Here is a 17,796-nt window from a genome sequence, read left to right as displayed (position 1 = left end):
GAACATGAGCGACAACACCACCCCCGAGACCGACATCCCCGGCGTCGAGGCACCCGGCAAGAAGGGCAAGCCGACCCCGAAGCGCAAGGATCAGGAGGCCGCGCGCAAGCGCCCGGTCATCGCCGACACCAAGGCCGCGAAGAAGCAGCAGCGCGAGCAGCAGCGCAACTCCCGTGAGAAGGAGTGGCAGGCGATGCGCGACGGCGACGAGCGCCACATGCCGCTCGAGCACCGCGGTCCCGAGCGCCGTTACCTGCGCGACTACGTCGACGCCCGCACGTCGCCCGGCGAGTTCCTGCTGCCGGCCTCGATCGTCTTCGTGATCCTCTCGCTGTTCATCAGCAGCGGATGGGCGGGCCTCGCGCTCATCGTGTTCTTCTACCTCATGGTGCTCATCGTCGGCATCGAGACCTTCATCATGACCCGCCGGCTCAAGAAGCGGTTCATCGAGAAGTTCGGGGAGCGCAAGCTGCCGCGCGGGTGGACGTTCTACGTCATCGCGCGCCACCTCAACATGCGCCGCTTCCGCGCGCCCAAGCCGAAGGTCAAGCGCGGCGACTACCCCGTCTGACCCGACGCACGCATCGTCCCGAGAGGCGCCCCGGCCATCCGCCGCGGGCGCCTCTCGCGTCTCCGGGGCTCACGCGGCTGTCCTAGGGTCGAGCCATGGTCAACTATCGATACCTCGGCAACTCCGGCCTCAAGATCACGGAGCTCACGTACGGCAACTGGATCACCCACGCCTCGCAGGTCGAGAACGACCAGGCGACGGCATGCGTGCGCGCCGCGCTCGACGTGGGCATCTCCTCGTTCGACACGGCCGACGTCTACGCGAACACCGGCGCCGAGGTGGTGCTGGGCGAGGCCCTCAAGGGTGAGCGGCGCGAGAGCCTAGAGATCTTCACCAAGGTCTTCTGGTCCACGGGGCCCGGCGGCGCGAACGACATGGGCCTGTCGCGCAAGCACATCATGGAGTCCATCCACGGCTCGCTGCGCCGGCTCCAGACCGACTACGTGGACCTCTACCAGGCGCACCGCTACGACTACGACACGCCGCTCGAGGAGACGATGAGCGCGTTCGCCGACATCGTGCACTCGGGCAAGGCGCACTACATCGGCGTGAGCGAATGGACCGCGGACCAGATCCGTGCGGGCGCGGCCCTCGCGAAGGAGCTGCGCATCCCGTTCGTGTCCTCGCAGCCCCAGTACTCCATGCTGTGGCGCGTCATCGAGGAGGAGGTGGTCCCCGCATCGCGCGAGGTCGGCGTGAGCCAGATCGTGTGGTCGCCCGTCGCTCAGGGCGTGCTCACCGGCAAGTACAAGCCCGGCCAGCCCGCCCCGGCCGGGTCGCGTGCGACCGACGCGAAGTCGGGCGCACGCTTCATCGAGCGCTGGATGGGCGAGGAGATCCTCACGCGCGTGCAGCGGCTCCAGCCGATCGCGGACGAGCTCGGGCTCACCATGGCGCAGCTCGCGATCGCGTGGGTGCTGCAGAACAGCAACGTCGCGGCCGCGATCATCGGCGCCTCGCGGCCCGAGCAGGTGGTCGACAACGCGAAGGCCTCGGGCGTCGAGATCCCGGCCGAGCTCATGACGCGCATCGACGAGGTCCTGGGCGACGTGGTCGAGCGCGACCCGGCCCGCACCACGGAAGCCGGTCCCGCGCACCGCTGACGGCCCGCAGACGACGAAGGCCCCGGGGGTTCGCCCCGGGGCCTTCGCTGCATCAAAGGAGATAACAATGCGTGCACGCCTGGCAGGTGCGTGCACAGGGGGAACGCGCGGGACCGCGCATGTGTTCCCGGGCGGGCGCACACTGGAGCGGTGGACATGCTGCGCGACCGCGACGACGCGGGTGCGAGGCTCACGTGGCTCCTGTCGCCGCTGGTGGCCCAGGGCGACGCGACGGACGCCGTCGTGCTCGGGCTGCCGCGCGGCGGAGTCCCGGTCGGCGCCGCGATCGCCCGCGGCCTCGGGCTCCCGCTCGACGTGTGCGTCGTGCGCAAGCTCGGCGCACCGGGCAACCCCGAGTACGGCTTCGGGGCGATCGGCGTGGGCGGGGTCCGCGTGCTCGACGAGGCCTCGATGCGCGCGCTGGGCGTCTCGGACGACGACGTCGCACGGATCGAGGCGCGCGAGCGCGCCGTGCTGGACGATGCGTCGGCGAGGTACCGCGCCGCGCATCCCCGCGTGCCGCTCGCGGGACGCACCGCGATCGTGGTGGACGACGGGATCGCGACCGGCGGGACCGCGCGGGCCGCGGCGCACGTCGCCCTCGCCGCGGGCGCCGCGACGGTGATCGTGGCCGCCGGCGTCGCCGCGCCCGACTCGCTGCACGCGCTGATGAAGGACGGCAGCGCCGATCTCGCGCTCGCGGCGCTCATCCCCGATCACCTCATGGCCGTGGGTCAGTGGTACCTCGACTTCTCGCAGACCCCGGACGCGGAGGTGCTGAGGCTGCTGCGCGAGTCCGCCTAGCGGCCCGCGATGTCGAGGATGCGCGCGGCCGCAGGCGACAGCCTCCGGCGGGGGTCCCACACGGCCGCGAGCGGACGCGACAGCGAGGGCCCGTCGATGGGCACGCGGATGAGCCGGCCCGCGGCCACGTCGTCGTGCACCGCCCGCTCGCTCAGCGCCGCCGCTCCCCCGCCGGCGAGGATGGTGGCGCGGATCGCGGCGGTGGTCGACAGCTCCGCCGCGGGCGCCGCGACGCCGGCCGCGCCGACCACCGGCACGAGCGCGCGCTCGAGGGTCAGGCGGGTCCCCGAGCCGGGCTCGCGGCTGACGAGCGGAGTCCGTGCGAGCTCCGCGGCGCCGACCGCGCTGCGGCGCGCCCACGGATGGCCGGGGGCTACCACGATCACCACCTCGTCGTGGGCGACCACGAGCGCGGCGAGCCGCTCGGGCGGGTCCGGCGTCTCGACGAACCCGAGGTCCACCGCACCGGCGCGCACGCGCTCGACCACGCTCGCGCTGTTGACCGCGGCAAGCTCGACCTGCGCCGCGTGAGGCTCCGCCGCGTAGGCGACGAGCCATCCCGGCAGCAGGTGCTCCGCCACGGTGAGGCTGGCGGCCAGCCGCACGTGCGCAGCGGAATCCACCCGGAGCGCCCGGACGGCGGACTCGAAGCCGTCCATCTGCTGCAGCACGGCCGCCGCCCACCCGGCGACCGTGACCCCGTGGTCGGTGAGCGTCGTGCCCCGCGCGCTCCGCGAGAACAGCGCGAGCCCCCACCGGCGCTCGACGGCACGCATGCGCTGGGACACCGCCTGCTGCGTCACGCCCACCGCATGGGCGGCGGCGGTCAGGCTGCCATGCGCCTCGACCGCCGCGAGCATCCGCAGCTCCTCGATGGACGTCTCCGCCATGCCGCCTCCGTCACAATCTCTGCTTGTGGTTCGGGAGCATTCTCGCACTACCGGCGACCACCCGGCCTTGGGATGCTCGACGCATGACCCGCCCGCGCATCGTCCCCGTCGCCCCTCAGTGGTTCTCGGCGGTCATGGGCACGTCGATCATCGCGACCTCCGCACACGTGCTTCCCGTGCGCCTGCCCGGGCTCGACGCGATCGCGTGGACTGCGTGGGCGGTCGCGGGAGCCGCGCTCGCGGCCATCTCGCTCGCCACCGCGGCGCACCTGCTCACCACGCCGGGCGCGCTGAGCGCCCAGCTGCGCGACCCCGCCGTGGCGCCGTTCTTCGGCGCCGCAGCGATGGCGCCGCTCGCCTTCGGTGCCGCGACGCTGCTGGTCGCCGCACCGTTCCTCGGTCCCGCGGTGATCGCGATCGACGCGGCGCTGTGGCTCCTGGGCACGGCGCTGGGGCTCGCGACGGCGGTCGCCGTCCCTGCGCTGGCGTTCCTGCGCCCGGCGGCCGGGACCGCCGGCGCCTCGGGGACCGCGCTCCTCCCCGTCGTGCCGCCCATGGTGTCCGCGGCGACGGGCGCGCTGCTGCTGCCGCACGCTGGCGACGGGACGGCGCAGGCTCTCGCCGTCGCATGCGTGACCATGGTCGGTGTGTCCGGCATCGCGACGCTCGCGATCCTGCCGCAGATCTGGTCGCGCCTCGCCCGGCACGGCGTCGGGGAGGCGCGGTCGGTGCCCGCGCTATGGATCGTGCTCGGGCCGCTCGGGCAGTGCGTCACCGCCGCGGGGCTGCTCGCGGATCACGCGGGTCGCGCGCTGGGGATCGACGCCCGCCTGCTCACGGTCGCGGCCGTGCTCGCCGGCCTGCCCGTCCTGGGCTTCGCGCTCGCGTGGCTCGGCGTGTGCGGCGTGCTGACCGCCCGTGCCGCACGCGAGGGGCTGCCGTTCTCGCTCGGGTGGTGGGCGTTCACCTTCCCCGTCGGCACCCTGGTGACGGGCGCATCGTCCCTCGCCGCGCACACCGGGGCGCCGGCGCTCGACGCGTTGGCCGTCGGCCTGTTCGTGCTGCTGCTCGCCGGATGGGGCGTCGCCGCGACCGGGACCGTGCGGCACCTGCTCGCCGCGCGGCGACCGGCCGCGGGCGGTCAGCGCGCGGTGAGCGCCCGGTTGAGCCTCGCGACCCACCACGGGCCCTGATAGACGAACGCCGTGTAGACCTGGAGCAGCGTCGCGCCGGCGCCCAGCACGGCGCGCGCGTCCTCCTCCGAGGAGATCCCCCCCACGCCGATGAGGCACAGGTCGGGGCCGACGCGGCCGCGCAGCCTCGCGATCACCTCGAGGAGGCGCGGCAGCAGCACGGGGCCGGAGAGCCCTCCGGCGCCGCGGTCGTGCGCGATGGTCGTGTTCGAGGCGACGATGCCGTCGAGGCCGAGCTCGAGCGCGAGGTCCGCGACCGCGTCGACATCGTCATCCGCGAGGTCGGGGGCGATCTTCACCAGGAGCGGGACGCTGCGGTCCGTGACCGCCTGGTCCGCCGCCGCGCGGGTCGCCTCGAGGATGGGACGCAGCGTCTCCACGGACTGCAGGTCGCGCAGGCCCGGGGTGTTGGGCGAGGACACGTTGACCACCAGGTAGTCGGCGTACGGGGCGAGCAGCCTCGCGGAGTACGCGTAGTCGTCCGCCGCACCCTCGGGCGACGTCGCCTTGTTCTTGCCCAGGTTCACGCCGAGCACGATGCGCCGGCCGGCCTTCGTCGAGCGCAGCTGGGCGAGCCGCTCGGCCATCGCATCGGCGCCGCCGTTGTTGAAGCCCATGCGGTTGCGCAGGCCCTGGACGTCCTTCTCGCGCCACGATCGCGGCTTCTCGTTGCCCGGCTGGCCCATCGGCGTGACCGTGCCGACCTCGACGAAGCCGAAGCCCGCGGCGGCGAGCCCCGCGACGGCCTCGGCGTCCTTGTCCATGCCCGCGGCCAGGCCGACGGGTCCGGGGAAGGTGATCCCGAGCGCCTCGACCGCACCCTCGCGGTGGGGACGCGCGACCAGACCCAGCCGCCGCATCGTCCGGAAGGCCCACGCGTTGCGGCCGATGGCCGTCACCCCGAAGCGGTGTGCCCACTCGGCGTCGGTGCGGGACAGGACGTGGCGATACAGGGGGACGTACACGGTCCCAAACTACCGGGGCTAGGCTCGTCGGCATGACCTCCATCACCACCACCCAGGACCAGGTCGCGTCCATCGAGGCCGACGCCATCATCGTCGGCTGGACCGCGGACGACGCCGTCGCAGCCCACCCGCTGCTCTCCGACGAGGCGCGCGAGACCATCGCCGCGGGCGCCTCCCTGCTCGACGCCTCGTCGAAGGCCGGCAAGGTCACCGTCGTGCCGGGCGCCGGCACCGAGGCCCGCCGCATCGTCGTCGTCGGCATCGGCTCCGGCTCGGACGCCGACCTCCGCGCGGCGGCCGGCGAGGCCTCCCGCCAGGTCGGCAAGAAGCCGTCCAAGGTCGTCGTCGCGCTGCCCGTCGAGTCGGACGATGCGGCGATCGCCGTCGCGCAGGGCGCCGTGCTCGGCGCCTACACGTTCACCGACTACAAGTCCGCCGAGGACGCGGCCACCGACACCGAGTGGGTCGTTGCGGGCGCGTCCGACGCCGCGATCGCGCGCGCCACCATCCTCATCCAGGCCGCCGCGGGCATCCGCGACCTGGTCAACACCCCGCCGCTGGACCTCTACCCCGGCTCCTTCGCGGAGATCGCCGAGCAACTCGGCGCGCAGGCCGGCGTCGACGTCGAGGTGTGGGACGCCAACCGCCTCGCGAACGAGGGCTTCGGCGGCATCCTCGCCGTCGGCATGGGCTCCTCGCGCCTGCCGCGCCTGGTGCGCGTGGCCTACAAGCCCGAGGGGGCGACGCAGACCGTCGCGCTCGTCGGCAAGGGCATCACGTTCGACACGGGCGGCATCTCGCTCAAGCCCGCGAAGTCGATGGAGACCATGAAGTCCGACATGACGGGCGCCGCCACCGTGCTGCACGCCGTCGTCGCCGCCGCCCGCGCCGAGCTCCCCATCGCCGTCACCGCGTGGCTGTGCATCGCGGAGAACATGCCCTCGGGCACCGCGCAGCGCCCCTCCGACGTCATCCGCATCTACGGCGGCCAGACCGTCGAGGTGCTCAACACCGACGCCGAGGGACGCCTGGTGATGGCCGACGGCCTGGTGAAGGCCCGCGAGGAGAACCCCGACGTCCTCATCGACGTCGCGACCCTCACCGGCGCCCAGGGCATGGCGCTCGGCACCCGCACCTCGGGCGTCATGGGCACCCCCGAGATCCGCGACGAGGTCGTGTCCCGCGCGGACGAGGTCGACGAGCCGATGTGGGCGATGCCGCTCCCCGAGCACCTGCGTGAGTCGATCGACTCGAAGATCGCGGACCTGCAGAACATCGGCGACCCGCAGGGCGGCGGCATGCTGTCGGCCGGCATCTTCCTGCGCGAGTTCGTGGGCGACACCCCGTGGGCTCACCTCGACATCGCGCGCCCGTCCTACAACGAGGGCAAGCCGTGGGCCGAGAACGTCGCCGGCTCCACCGGCCACTCGCTGCGCACCCTGTTCCGCTTCCTCGAGGAGCGCGCGCAGGCGTAGACACTTCGGCACGGTCAGAAGGCCCGGTCACCGTTCGCGGTGGCCGGGCCTTTCTGCCGATCGGGGGCGGCACGCATACAGGGGGATGTACGGAGCCTTCCTTCATACGTGCCGGGTTGGGCACGCATGAAGGATCGTCCGGGAGCGCGTCCTGAATCCGGGTCGCCGCCCGGGCCCCTCTTCTGCCACGGGAACTTTTGACACTGGGAACGGACCTGGTCCCGGGTCGCGGGCGTGTCGCGCCGTTTCGCGAGCGACACGCCGCGCAACCGGGACTCACTCCGTTGGAAGTGTCCGGCGGGTGGGGCGGGAGGTCAGCTGGGGTTCTTGCGCTGCTTCTCGTTCCACTCGCGCATGCGCGACGGGTAGCCCGAGAGGTTGACGTCGAAGGCGGGGATCGAGAACTGCTGCGCGAGCTTGCGCGCGGCGGCCTCGTCGGGCACGCGGCGGCGCGTCCACTCCCCCGTGTCCGCGACGATCACCATGGTCGTCTGCGTCACGCGCGTCGGCGGCTCGACGAACGCCTCGCAGCCGGTGTGCGACGCGACGAACTCCTTGAGGTGCGCGATGGTCTCCGCCTTGGCGTCGCGACCGCCTCCCTGAGGGGACGATGCGTGCTTGGACCTCGACATCCACGAGAACAGACCCATGTCCCCAGCGTAACCACCGGGTATCGTCACAGCGCGCAACTCGCGCGGTTCGCGGGTCACGCGCACCGTGGCAAGATGAGCGGTACTGACATCCCTTACAAGGAGATCCCATAGTGTCCGAGTCCACCCCACGCTCGTTTGATGTCCTCATCCTCGGCGGCGGGTCGGGCGGCTATGCCGCTGCCCTTCGCGCGTCGCAGCTCGGCCTGACGGTCGGCCTGGTCGAGGAGTCCAAGGTCGGCGGAACCTGCCTCCACAACGGCTGCATCCCGACCAAGGCGCTGCTGCACGCGGCCGAGCTCGCCGACAGCGCCCGCGAGGGTGAGAAGTACGGCGTCAACAGCTCGCTGCAGGGCATCGACATGCTCAAGGTGAACTCCTACAAGCAGGGCGTCATCGACCGCCTCTACCGCGGCCTCCAGGGCCTCGTGAAGTCGCGCAAGGTGCACGTGATCGAGGGTCACGGCCGCCTGGTCGGCCCCGACACCATCGAGGTGAACGGCGAGCGCTACACCGGCTCGAACATCATCCTCGGCACCGGCTCCTACGCCCGCTCGCTCCCCGGCCTCGAGATCGGCGGCCGTGTCATCACGTCCGACCAGGCGCTCGGCATGGAGTGGGTCCCGCAGCGCGCGATCGTGCTCGGCGGCGGCGTCATCGGCGTCGAGTTCGCGTCCGTGTGGAAGTCCTTCGGCGCCGACGTCACGATCGTCGAGGCGCTCCCCCACCTCGCCCCCAACGAGGACGAGGCGCTGTCCAAGGGCCTTGAGCGCGCGTTCCGCAAGCGCGGCATCAACTTCAAGGTGGGCGTCCGCTTCCAGGGCGTCGAGCAGTCGGACGCCGGCGTCAAGGTGACCCTCGCGGACGGCACCGTGCTCGAGGCGGACGTCATGCTGGTCGCCGTCGGCCGCGGGCCGCGCACGGCCGACCTCGGCTACGAGGAGCAGGGCATCCGCATCGACCGCGGCTTCGTGCTCACCGACGAGCGTCTCCACACCGGAGTCGCGAACATCTACGCCGTCGGCGACATCGTCCCCGGCCTGCAGCTCGCGCACCGCGGCTTCCAGCAGGGCATCTTCGTCGCCGAGGAGATCGCCGGCCTCGCGCCGCAGCCGATCGTCGAGGCGAACATCCCCCGCGTCACCTACTGCGACCCCGAGGTCGCGTCGGTGGGCCTCACCGAGGCCAAGGCCGCGGAGCAGCACGGCGCGGACAACATCGTCACCCTCGAGTACAACCTGGGCGGCAACGGCAAGAGCCAGATCCTGGGCACCACCGGCTTCGTCAAGCTGGTGCGCGTGGTCGACGGCCCGGTGGTCGGCGTCCACATGCTCGGCGCGCGCGTCGGCGAGCAGATCGGCGAGGCGCAGCTCATCGTGAGCTGGGAGGCGCACCCCGAGGACGTCGCCCCGCTCATCCACGCCCACCCCACGCAGAACGAGGCTCTCGGCGAGGCGCACCTCGCGCTCGCCGGCAAGCCGCTGCACGCCCACGACTGATCCGATCCGACTGAGGGAGAACCACACATGAGCAACGACGTCACCCTTCCCGCACTCGGCGAGTCCGTCACCGAGGGCACCGTCACCCGCTGGCTGAAGAACGTCGGCGACACCGTCGCCGCCGACGAGCCCCTCCTCGAAGTCTCGACCGACAAGGTCGACACCGAGATCCCGTCGCCGTTCGCCGGCACGCTGCTCGAGATCCTGGTCCAGGAGGACGAGGAGGCCGAGGTCGGCGCGATCCTCGCGCGCATCGGCGACGCGGGCGAGGCCCCTGCGGCCGCGCCTGCTCCCGGGGCGGGAGCCGCCCCCGCGCCGGAGGCGGCTCCCGCCCCGGCTGCCGAGCCCGCTCCTGCCCCCGTCGCCGAGGCGCCTGCCCCCGCTGCCGCTCCGGCCGGCGGTGGCCGCGACGTCACGCTGCCCGCGCTGGGCGAGTCCGTGACCGAGGGCACCGTCACGCGCTGGCTCAAGGCCGTCGGCGACACCGTCGACGCGGACGAGCCCCTCCTCGAGGTCTCGACCGACAAGGTCGACACCGAGATCCCGTCGCCGTTCGCCGGCGTGCTCACCGAGATCCTCGTCGGCGAGGACGAGATCGCCGAGGTCGGCTCGGTCCTGGCCCGCATCGGCGAGCCTGGCGCCGCCCCGGCTCCGGCTCCGGCCGCGGCTCCCGCCGCCGCTCCGGCCCCGGCCCCCGCGCCGGTGGCCGCCCCGGCTCCGGCTCCGGCCGCGCCCCCGGCACCGCCCGCTCCCCCGGCCCCCGTGGCCGCCCCCGCCGCTCCGGCACCCGCCGCTCCGGCACCCGCCGCTGCCGCATCGTCCGGCTCGGGCTACGTCACGCCGATCGTGCGCAAGCTCGCCTCGGACAAGGGCGTGGACCTCTCCACGCTGACCGGCACCGGTGTCGGCGGCCGCATCCGCAAGGAGGACGTCCTCGCGGCGGCCACCGCCGCGCCTGCCGCCGCTGCCGCCCCGGCGGCCGCTGCCCCCGCATCGTCCGCGATGGACGTCGAGGTCTCCGAGCTGCGTGGCCAGACGGTCAAGATGACCCGCATCCGCAAGATCACCGCCGACAAGATGATGGAGTCGCTGCACGGCATGGCGCAGCTCACCTCCGTGGTCGAGGTCGACTGCACCAAGATCTGGGCGCTGCGTGCGAAGTCCAAGAACGCGTTCTCGGAGAAGCACGGCGTGAACCTCACGTTCCTGCCGTTCTTCACGCGCGCGGTCGCGGTGGCGCTCAAGGAGCACGCGTTCCTCAACGCCTCGGTCGACGGCGACAGCATCGTCTACCACCCCGCCGTCAACCTGTCGCTCGCGGTGGACACCCCCAAGGGCCTCATGCTGCCGACGCTCAAGGACGCCGACTCGAAGACCATCGTCGACCACGCCAAGGGCATCGTCGACCTCGCCGGCAAGGCCCGCAACGGCGGCCTCAGCTCGGACGAGATCTCGGGAGGCACCTTCTCGGTGACCAACACCGGCTCGGGCGGCACGCTCTTCGACACGCCGATCGTCCCCGCGCCCCAGGTGGGCATCCTCGCGACCTGCGCGATCGTCAAGAAGCCCGTCGTGGTCAAGGGCCCCGACGGCGAGGACGTCATCTCGGTGCGCCCGATGGCCTACCTGCCGCTCAGCTACGACCACCGGATCGTGGACGGCGCGGACGCGGCCCGCTTCCTCCAGACGGTCAAGAAGATCATCGAGGCCGGCGAGTTCGAGTCCGAGCTCGGGCTGTGACGGCCCAGGACAGCTGACCATGCGCGTCGTCATCGCGGGCTCCTCGGGGCTCATCGGCACGGCGCTCACGAAGGACCTGCGCGAGGGCGGCCACGATGTGGTCGCCCTCGTGCGGCGTTCCCCCACGGGTCCCCACGAGTCGCGCTGGGACCCCGCCGCGGGCCACGTGGACGCCGAGGTCCTGCGCTCGGCGGATGCGGTGGTCAACCTCGCCGGCGCGTCGATCGGCGACAAGCGCCTCACCGATTCCTATGCCCGGGTGGTCCGGCAGTCGCGCATCGACTCGACCCGGACGATCGTCTCCGCCCTGCTGGGGGACGATGCCGGGGCCGGGTTCTCGGGCATGCTCCTGCAGGGTTCCGCCATGGGGTTCTACGGCGAGCGCGGCGAGGAGGAGCTCACCGAGCGCTCCGGCCCGGGCGAGACGCTCCTGTCGAGCATCGTGCTCGACTGGGAGGCGGCCGCCCAGCCCGCGCGGGACGCGGGCATCCGGGTGGTCACCGCCCGCACCGGGCTCGTGCTCGCCCCGCACGGCGGCTTCGCGGAGCGCCTGCTCCCGCTGACGACGCGCGGGCTGCTGGGCGCGCTCGGCTCGGGCGACACGTGGCACTCCTGGATCACGCTCGTGGACCACATCCGCGCGCTGCGGTTCCTCATCGACTCGGATCACTCCGGGGTCGCGCTGTGCATCGCCCCGCATCCCGCTCGCGACGCCGCGCTGCTGCGCGCCTTCTCCGAGGCCGCGGGCCGCCGTCCGGGCTTCCATGTGCCCCGCGTGGTGCTCGAGGCCGCGGTCGGCCGGGCGATCGAGGACCTGCTCACCTCCCAGCACGGGACCCCAGGAGTCCTCGCGCGCCTCGGCTTCGAGTGGCGGCATCCGACCATCGAGGACGCCGCTCGCTGGGTCATGGCCGCGCGCTGACGTCCTCGACGCGCCACCGTTCGCCCGACCAGACGAGCAGCATCCGTATGCGCTGCGCATGGGCCGGGGTGCGCGCGAGCTCGCCGTCCGCGCCGCGCCACGTGTGCGCCGCGACCACGTAGGCCACATCCACAACCGCCCGCCCGCCCTCGACCTCGACGACCTCGGTCGCGCCGACCTCCACCGCGAGCCCGTCGACGCGCGCACCCTCGCGAAGGGCCCGCGCCTCGCGCTCCGCCGCGGCCCACGCGGAGGATCCCGGCACCGCCAACGCGACGAGAGCCTCCGGGTCCGCGCGCGCGAGGGCGTCCGCGCGCTCGAGGGTCACCGCTCGCGCCGCCGCGCCCGCATCGGGCAGGGACGATCGCGCGCTCGCCTCGGGCGCACCACGCGCGGCCAGTCCCGCGACCGCCGGCACCTCCGGCCCCCACACCCACCAGCCGCCGAGCAGCGCCAGCGCCGCGAGGACGGCGGCGCCTCGCCACGGATGGCGACGGAGACGCCAATGCCAGGCGCGGGGGTCGCTCACCGTGCGCACCGCGGCCGGCGCGGCGGCCGTGACCGGGTCCGGCGACGGCTGCCACCGCACGGGCGCCGCGCAGCGGTCGATGCCGCGCGCGACGGCGCCCGCGGTCGGGCGCGCACCGGGATCGGCGGCCAGCAGCGGCCCCGCCCAGGCCTCGGCCTCCGTGGTGATGCTCGCACTCGCCGCGGCCAACGCCAGGGCGCCGAGCGCGTGAACGTCGTCGGCCGCGGTCGGCGGGCCGCCCGCCGCACGCTCCGGAGACGCGAACCCGGGTGTGCCCCGTTCGCGCCCGAGCGCTGCTCCCACCAGGTCGATGAGCACGGGCCGGGAGCCCACGATCACGTTGGAGGGCGAGAGATCGCCGTGCGCGAGGCCCGCCGCGTGAAGCGCCGCGAGCGCCTCGGCGATTCCGCGCACCAGCCAGGCCCACTCGCCCAGCGACTCGCAGCGCCCTACGTCCGCGAGGACGGTGCCCGCGACGCGCGGCGCGTGGACCACCACCGCATCGTCCTCACGCACCACGTCCACGGGCGCGCACACGCCCGGATGGTCGATGGCGCTCAGCGCCGCGAACCGTGCCCGGGCGAGGCGCTCGTCGCGGTCGCCCGAACCGACCGCGCGCGCCACCCGGTCAAGCCGGAGCGGGGTGACCTGTCGCACCCCTCCACCGTCGCATCAGCGAGGGCGGAGGGATGCGTTCTCCACAGGCCGGGTTCAGTCGCCGATGCGCCGCGACGGCCACCACGCGCGGCGGCCGATGTCCCCGATGAGGCCGGGCACCAGCAGCGAGCGCACCACGAACGTGTCGATGAGCACCCCGGCGGCGACGATGAACGCGATCTGCGCGAGGAAGATCAGCGGGATGACCCCGAGCGCCGCGAAGGTGGCCGCCAGCACGATGCCCGCGGACGTGATGACGCCGCCCGTCACCGCCAGCGCGCGGCGGATGCCTTCGCGGGAGCCGTGGACCAGGGACTCCTCCCGCGCGCGCGACATGAGGAAGATCGAGTAGTCGACGCCCAGCGCGACCAGGAACACGAAGCCGAGCAGCGGCACCGACGGGTCCGTGCCCGGGAAGTCGAGCACGTGGTTGAACACCAGCGCCGAGAGCCCGATGGTCGCCGCGAAGCTCAGCACGTTCGCCAGGATGATGAGCAGCGGTGCCGTGAACGCGCGGAGCAGGAGGATCAGCACCACGAGGATCACGGCCAGGATGGTCGGCAGGATCACGGTGAGGTCGCGCTCGGTGGTGAGGCGGGTGTCGAGCGACTCGGCCGCCTGGCCGCCCACCAGCGCGTCGGGCTCGACGGCGTGCACCGCGGTGCGCACCTCCGCGACGATGTCCAGCGCCTCCGCGGAGGACGCCGAGACCTGCGTCACGGCGTCGATCTCCACGCGCCCGTCGACCACCACGGGCTGCTCGCCCGGCACCGAGCCCGCGGGTGCGCCCGCCGCGACGGCGGGCGTGAGCACGTACGCCTCCACGATGCCGTCGACGCCCTGCACCGCCGCGAGGACCTCGTCCGCGGCACCCTCGGCCGCGATGACCCGGATGGGCGACGTGGCGCCCGCGTCGAAGTGCTGCTCGAGGAACTCGAAGCCGGTCACCGACTCCGTCTCCGCGGTGAAGATGTCCCGCTCGCCCAGACCGCCGGACGTGAAGGTCGGGACGAAGGCGGCGAGCACCGCGAGGCCCAGCGCGGCGGCCGCCCACACGGCGCGCGGACGCGCGTCGACGCCGCGGGAGATGCGGCCCCACAGACCCGCGCGCTCCTCGACGGCCTCGATGGTCTCCTCCGACTCGTGAGCGTCGTCGCCGCGGTAGCGCGGCATCGCGGGCCAGAACACACCACGCGCATGCCTGCCGCCGATGAGGAGGAGCGCGGGCAGCAGCGTGAGCGCCGCAAGGAACGAGGCGACGATGCCGATCGCGCCGGCCGGGCCGAGCGCGGCGTTCGACTTGAGGTCGCTCAGCAGCAGCACGAGGAGGCCGATGATCACCGTCCCGGCCGAGGCGGCGATGGGCTCGAGGGACCGCTTCCATGCGTGCGACAGCGCCGCGTACGGGGACTCGAGGCGCAGCAGCTCCTCGCGGTAGCGGGCGACCAGGAGCAGCGAGTAGTCCGTGGTGGCGCCCACGACGAGGATGAACATGATGCCCTGGCTCTGGCCGTTGAGCGTGATGACGTCCGCGTTGGCGAGGGCGAAGACCGCGATGATCGCCCCGGTGAGCGCGAGCATCGACGTCGACAGCACCAGGAACGGCAGCACGGGGCTGCGGTACACGATGAGCAGGATGACGAGCACGACGCCGAGCGCCACCAGCAGCAGGATGCCGTCGATGCCGCCGAACGCCTCGACCAGGTCGGCCACCAGGCCGCCGGGGCCGGTGACGTAGCCGGTGAGGCCGGTGCCTGCCTCCTCCCATGCGGTGCGCAGCGTGTCGACGTAGAGCTGGCCGAGCGAGTCCTCGCCCGCCGTCTCGTCGAACACGTCGGCGTCGACGGCGAAGGACACGAGGATCGCCTCGCCGTCCTCCGACGGGATCGCCGTGGGGCCCTGACCCTGCGGGCCGGTGAGCGTGACGTCGGCGAGCGTGCGGCCCTCGGGGTCGCCCTCGAGGGGCTCCGCGAGGACGCCGTCGACGAACGACTGGACCGTCGCGACGTCCGCGCCGCCACCCTCGACCGCGAGGAGCGTCGGGACCGAGTCGGTCGGAGCGAAGTCGGCGTGAGCCGCGGCGGCCTCGGTCGACTCGGCGCTCGAGGGCAGGAACGCGGCGGAGTCGTTCTCCTGCACCTCGGAGAGCTTGCCGAAGGTCTGTCCGCCGGCACCGCCGATGGCGAGCCACGCGACGATGCACAGGACGATGAGCAGGGGACGTGCCCAGGATCGGATGTTCACGTCGGTAATGATCGCGCAAGGGTGGGACCTTATTCCCAGATCCCGGCAAGAGTTACCATCCTGGGATGCAGAACGTCCCCCTCGAGCTCGGCGAGCGCCTGGTCCCGTACGAGGAGGCGTGGGCGCTCCAGCGCGAGATCCACGCCCAGGTCGCGGCCGGGGAGCGCGAGGACACCCTGCTCCTGGTCGAGCACGAGCCCGTCTACACCGCGGGCAAGCGCACCGCGCCGTGGGACCGGCCCGTCGACGGCACGCCCGTCGTGGACGTCGACCGCGGCGGCCGCATCACCTGGCACGGACCGGGGCAGCTGGTGGGGTACCCCATCGTGCGCCTCGCCGAGCCGGTCGACGTGGTGCGCTACGTGCGCCGCCTCGAGCAGGCGATCATGGACGTCTGCGGTCACTTCGGTCTCGAGACCATCCGCGTCGAGGAGCGATCCGGCGTGTGGCTGCCCGCGACGGGGACCCGGCGCGAGCGGAAGATCTGCGCCATCGGCGTGCGGGTGGCCAAGGGGGTGACGATGCACGGCTTCGCGCTCAACTGCGCCCCCGACCTCGGGTGGTACGAGCGCATCGTGCCGTGCGGCATCTCCGACGCGGACGTCACCTCCCTCAGCGCCGAGCTGGGCCGCGAGGTCGCGCTCGCCGAGGCGGTCGCTCCCACGGCGCGATTCCTGGAAGATGCCCTGGCCGACGTAAGGTGGGCGCTGGCGACCACCCCCGCCGCCCCGATCCTCCCCACGAAGGAGCCCGTGTGACCATCGCCCCCGAGGGCCGCAAGATGCTTCGCGTCGAGGCCCGCAACTCCGCCGTGCCGATCGAGCGCAAGCCCGAATGGATCCGCACCAAGGCCACCATGGGCCCCGAGTACCAGGACCTCAAGGGCCTGGTGAAGACCGGCGGCCTGCACACGGTGTGCGAGGAGGCGGGCTGCCCCAACATCTTCGAATGCTGGGAGGACCGCGAGGCGACGTTCCTCATCGGCGGCGACCAGTGCACGCGCCGGTGCGACTTCTGCCAGATCGACACGGGCAAGCCGGCGGCCTTCGACGCCGACGAGCCGCGCCGGGTCGCCGAGTCGGTCCGCCAGATGGGCCTCAAGTACTCGACCATCACGGGCGTCGCGCGCGACGACCTCGAGGACGGCGGCGCGTGGCTGTACGCGGAGACCGTCCGTCAGATCCACGCGCTCATGCCCGGCACGGGCGTCGAGCTGCTCATCCCCGACTTCAACGCGGACCCCGACCAGCTCGCGGAGGTCTTCTCCTCGCGTCCCGAGGTGCTCGCGCACAACCTCGAGACCGTGCCCCGCGTGTTCAAGCGCATCCGCCCGGGCTTCCGCTACGACCGCTCGTTGTCGGTGCTGACCGCGGCGCAGGAGGACGGACTGGTCACCAAGTCCAACCTCATCCTGGGCATGGGCGAGACGTTCGACGAGGCCGTCGAGGCGCTGCGCGACCTGCACGCCGCGGGCTGCGACCTCATCACCATCACGCAGTACCTGCGCCCCTCGCCCCGCCACCACCCCGTGGACCGCTGGGTCCGGCCGCAGGAGTTCGTCGAGCTCTCCGACATCGCCGAGGAGATCGGCTTCCTGGGCGTCATGTCGGGCCCGCTCGTGCGTTCCTCGTACCGCGCGGGCCGGCTGTGGGGTCAGGCCATGCGGCGGAAGGGACGCGAGATCCCGGCCGCGCTGGCCCACCTGGGCGAGGCGACCGAGTCCCGCCAGGAGGCCTCGGCGCTGCTCAAGGCGCGCCCCGAGCTCGCCTGACCGGCGCATCGTCCCGGGGTCCCGGGGCTGTCCTCCCCTGCGACTAGACTGACGGGCATCATGGCGAAGAACGACGCACCGAAGCCCAAGAAGCAGCGCTGGTACCACCTCGTCGCGCAGGCGTACCGGACCACCGCACCCTCCGACAAGTACCTGCTGCCGGGCATCATCGGCATCGTCGTGGGCGTCATCGCGCTCGCGGTGGTCATCGGTCTGCTGTCGGGCAGCACCGTGGTGCTGGTCTACCTCATCATCTTCGGCGTGCTCACGGGCGCGCTGGGCGCGATGTACTTCCTCACGCGCCGTTTCGAGCGCACCGCGTACATGCGCATGGAGGGTCAGACCGGCGCGTCGCTCGCGATCGCGCAGTCGATCCGCACCGGCTGGAAGTTCGAGGACAACCCCGTCAACATGGACGCGCGCGGCAACGCGATCGTGTTCCAGGGAGTCGGCCGCGGCGGCATCGTGCTGCTGGCCGAGGGCGGATCGGCGGCGCGCAAGCCCGCCACGCAGGCCCAGAAGCGCCTCGAGAAGCTGGTCCCCGGCGTGCCCGTGAGCATCATCTACGTCGGCCGCGGCGAGGGCGAGGTGGCCCTGCCGCACCTCACGAAGGCGATCCGTCGCACCAAGAAGGCGCTCGGCCGCAACGACCGCCCCAAGGTCGAGGCGCGCCTCAAGGCCATCGGCGGCGCGAAGCCCCCGATGCCCAAGGGCATCGACCCGGTGCGCGCCCGTCCCGACCGCAAGGGCATGCGCGGCCGCTGAGCCGTTCCGCTCCACGAC

16 protein-coding genes are annotated in these 17,796 nt (G+C 72.9%); 11 read left to right on the top strand and 5 right to left on the bottom strand.

The features are described 5' to 3' along the window. Window positions 1-4 precede the first annotated feature (4 nt). The 3 genes from AOM09_RS06415 to AOM09_RS06405 all read left to right on the top strand — a co-directional run bounded on the left by AOM09_RS06415 (window position 5) and on the right by AOM09_RS06405 (window position 2,478). Window positions 5-571, top strand: coding sequence for a DUF3043 domain-containing protein (locus tag AOM09_RS06415; RefSeq protein ID WP_062385772.1), 567 nt, complete (start codon window positions 5-7; stop codon window positions 569-571). Between the two features lie 95 nt (window positions 572-666). Beyond that, on the top strand, window positions 667-1,674 hold the full coding sequence (locus AOM09_RS06410) for an aldo/keto reductase family protein (RefSeq protein ID WP_062385770.1): 1,008 nt from the start codon (window positions 667-669) through the stop codon (window positions 1,672-1,674). Between the two features lie 156 nt (window positions 1,675-1,830). After that, window positions 1,831-2,478 (top strand): phosphoribosyltransferase, encoded by a 648-nt coding sequence (locus AOM09_RS06405; RefSeq protein ID WP_062385974.1) that lies wholly within the window; start codon window positions 1,831-1,833, stop codon window positions 2,476-2,478. Here the strand turns inward: AOM09_RS06405 and AOM09_RS06400 are convergent. After that, the gene (locus AOM09_RS06400; protein WP_062385768.1) at window positions 2,475-3,368 is read right to left on the bottom strand and encodes a LysR family transcriptional regulator; all 894 of its coding nucleotides are present in this window, start codon (window positions 3,366-3,368) and stop codon (window positions 2,475-2,477) included. The two genes, AOM09_RS06405 and AOM09_RS06400, sit on opposite strands and share 4 nt — an antisense overlap. An 83-nt stretch (window positions 3,369-3,451) precedes the next feature. On the opposite strand from AOM09_RS06400, the gene AOM09_RS06395 reads away from it, so the two are divergent. Continuing rightward, entirely contained in the window at window positions 3,452-4,561 is a 1,110-nt protein-coding gene (locus AOM09_RS06395) for an SLAC1 family transporter (protein ID WP_062385766.1), read from the top strand. Here the strand turns inward: AOM09_RS06395 and AOM09_RS06390 are convergent. Further along, on the bottom strand, window positions 4,510-5,526 hold the full coding sequence (locus AOM09_RS06390) for a quinone-dependent dihydroorotate dehydrogenase (RefSeq protein WP_062385763.1): 1,017 nt from the start codon (window positions 5,524-5,526) through the stop codon (window positions 4,510-4,512). The genes AOM09_RS06395 and AOM09_RS06390 overlap by 52 nt on opposite strands. 32 nt (window positions 5,527-5,558) lie before the next feature. On the opposite strand from AOM09_RS06390, the gene AOM09_RS06385 reads away from it, so the two are divergent. After that, window positions 5,559-7,001, top strand: a complete 1,443-nt coding sequence (locus tag AOM09_RS06385; protein ID WP_062385761.1) for a leucyl aminopeptidase — start codon at window positions 5,559-5,561, stop codon at window positions 6,999-7,001. 314 nt (window positions 7,002-7,315) lie between these two features. Here AOM09_RS06385 and AOM09_RS06380 read toward each other — a convergent pair whose 3' ends face one another. Continuing rightward, window positions 7,316-7,651 carry a hypothetical protein gene (locus tag AOM09_RS06380; protein WP_062385758.1) on the bottom strand — a complete coding sequence of 112 codons (336 nt, stop codon included), beginning with the start codon at window positions 7,649-7,651 and terminating at the stop codon, window positions 7,316-7,318. A 113-nt stretch (window positions 7,652-7,764) separates the two neighbouring features. Between AOM09_RS06380 and lpdA the strand changes: the two genes are divergently transcribed. The 3 genes from lpdA to AOM09_RS06365 are packed head-to-tail and all read left to right on the top strand — an operon-like array spanning window position 7,765 to window position 11,812. Further along, window positions 7,765-9,150, top strand: coding sequence for a dihydrolipoyl dehydrogenase (lpdA, locus tag AOM09_RS06375; protein WP_062385756.1), 1,386 nt, complete (start codon window positions 7,765-7,767; stop codon window positions 9,148-9,150). 27 nt (window positions 9,151-9,177) lie between these two features. Next, window positions 9,178-10,890, top strand: a complete 1,713-nt coding sequence (sucB, locus tag AOM09_RS06370; protein WP_062385754.1) for a 2-oxoglutarate dehydrogenase, E2 component, dihydrolipoamide succinyltransferase — start codon at window positions 9,178-9,180, stop codon at window positions 10,888-10,890. A gap of 19 nt (window positions 10,891-10,909) precedes the next feature. Further along, window positions 10,910-11,812 carry a TIGR01777 family oxidoreductase gene (locus AOM09_RS06365; protein ID WP_062385752.1) on the top strand — a complete coding sequence of 301 codons (903 nt, stop codon included), beginning with the start codon at window positions 10,910-10,912 and terminating at the stop codon, window positions 11,810-11,812. Here AOM09_RS06365 and AOM09_RS15345 read toward each other — a convergent pair. Next, the gene (locus AOM09_RS15345) at window positions 11,796-12,998 is read right to left on the bottom strand and encodes an RIO1 family regulatory kinase/ATPase domain-containing protein (protein WP_169747624.1); all 1,203 of its coding nucleotides are present in this window, start codon (window positions 12,996-12,998) and stop codon (window positions 11,796-11,798) included. The genes AOM09_RS06365 and AOM09_RS15345 overlap by 17 nt on opposite strands. A 54-nt stretch (window positions 12,999-13,052) precedes the next feature. Continuing rightward, window positions 13,053-15,242: an MMPL family transporter gene (locus tag AOM09_RS06355; RefSeq protein WP_228375075.1), complete on the bottom strand. Its 2,190-nt coding sequence runs from the start codon at window positions 15,240-15,242 to the stop codon at window positions 13,053-13,055. 65 nt (window positions 15,243-15,307) lie between these two features. Here AOM09_RS06355 and lipB point away from each other — a divergent pair, with 65 nt between their 5' ends. The 3 genes from lipB to AOM09_RS06340 are packed head-to-tail and all read left to right on the top strand — an operon-like array spanning window position 15,308 to window position 17,778. Beyond that, window positions 15,308-16,000 (top strand): lipoyl(octanoyl) transferase LipB, encoded by a 693-nt coding sequence (gene lipB / locus AOM09_RS06350; RefSeq protein ID WP_062385748.1) that lies wholly within the window; start codon window positions 15,308-15,310, stop codon window positions 15,998-16,000. Next, window positions 15,997-17,013 carry a lipoyl synthase gene (gene lipA / locus AOM09_RS06345; protein WP_062385746.1) on the top strand — a complete coding sequence of 339 codons (1,017 nt, stop codon included), beginning with the start codon at window positions 15,997-15,999 and terminating at the stop codon, window positions 17,011-17,013. Before lipB ends, lipA begins: the two co-directional genes overlap by 4 nt. 60 nt (window positions 17,014-17,073) lie before the next feature. Beyond that, window positions 17,074-17,778: a DUF4191 family protein gene (locus AOM09_RS06340; protein WP_062385744.1), complete on the top strand. Its 705-nt coding sequence runs from the start codon at window positions 17,074-17,076 to the stop codon at window positions 17,776-17,778. The last annotated feature ends 18 nt before the right edge of the window (window positions 17,779-17,796 follow it).

The sequence above is a fragment of the Demequina iriomotensis genome (assembly GCF_000971395.1).
Lineage (GTDB): Bacteria > Actinomycetota > Actinomycetes > Actinomycetales > Demequinaceae > Demequina > Demequina iriomotensis.
Note: the sequence above shows the minus strand (reverse complement) of the source record. Positions and strands in the feature narration are given on the sequence as shown.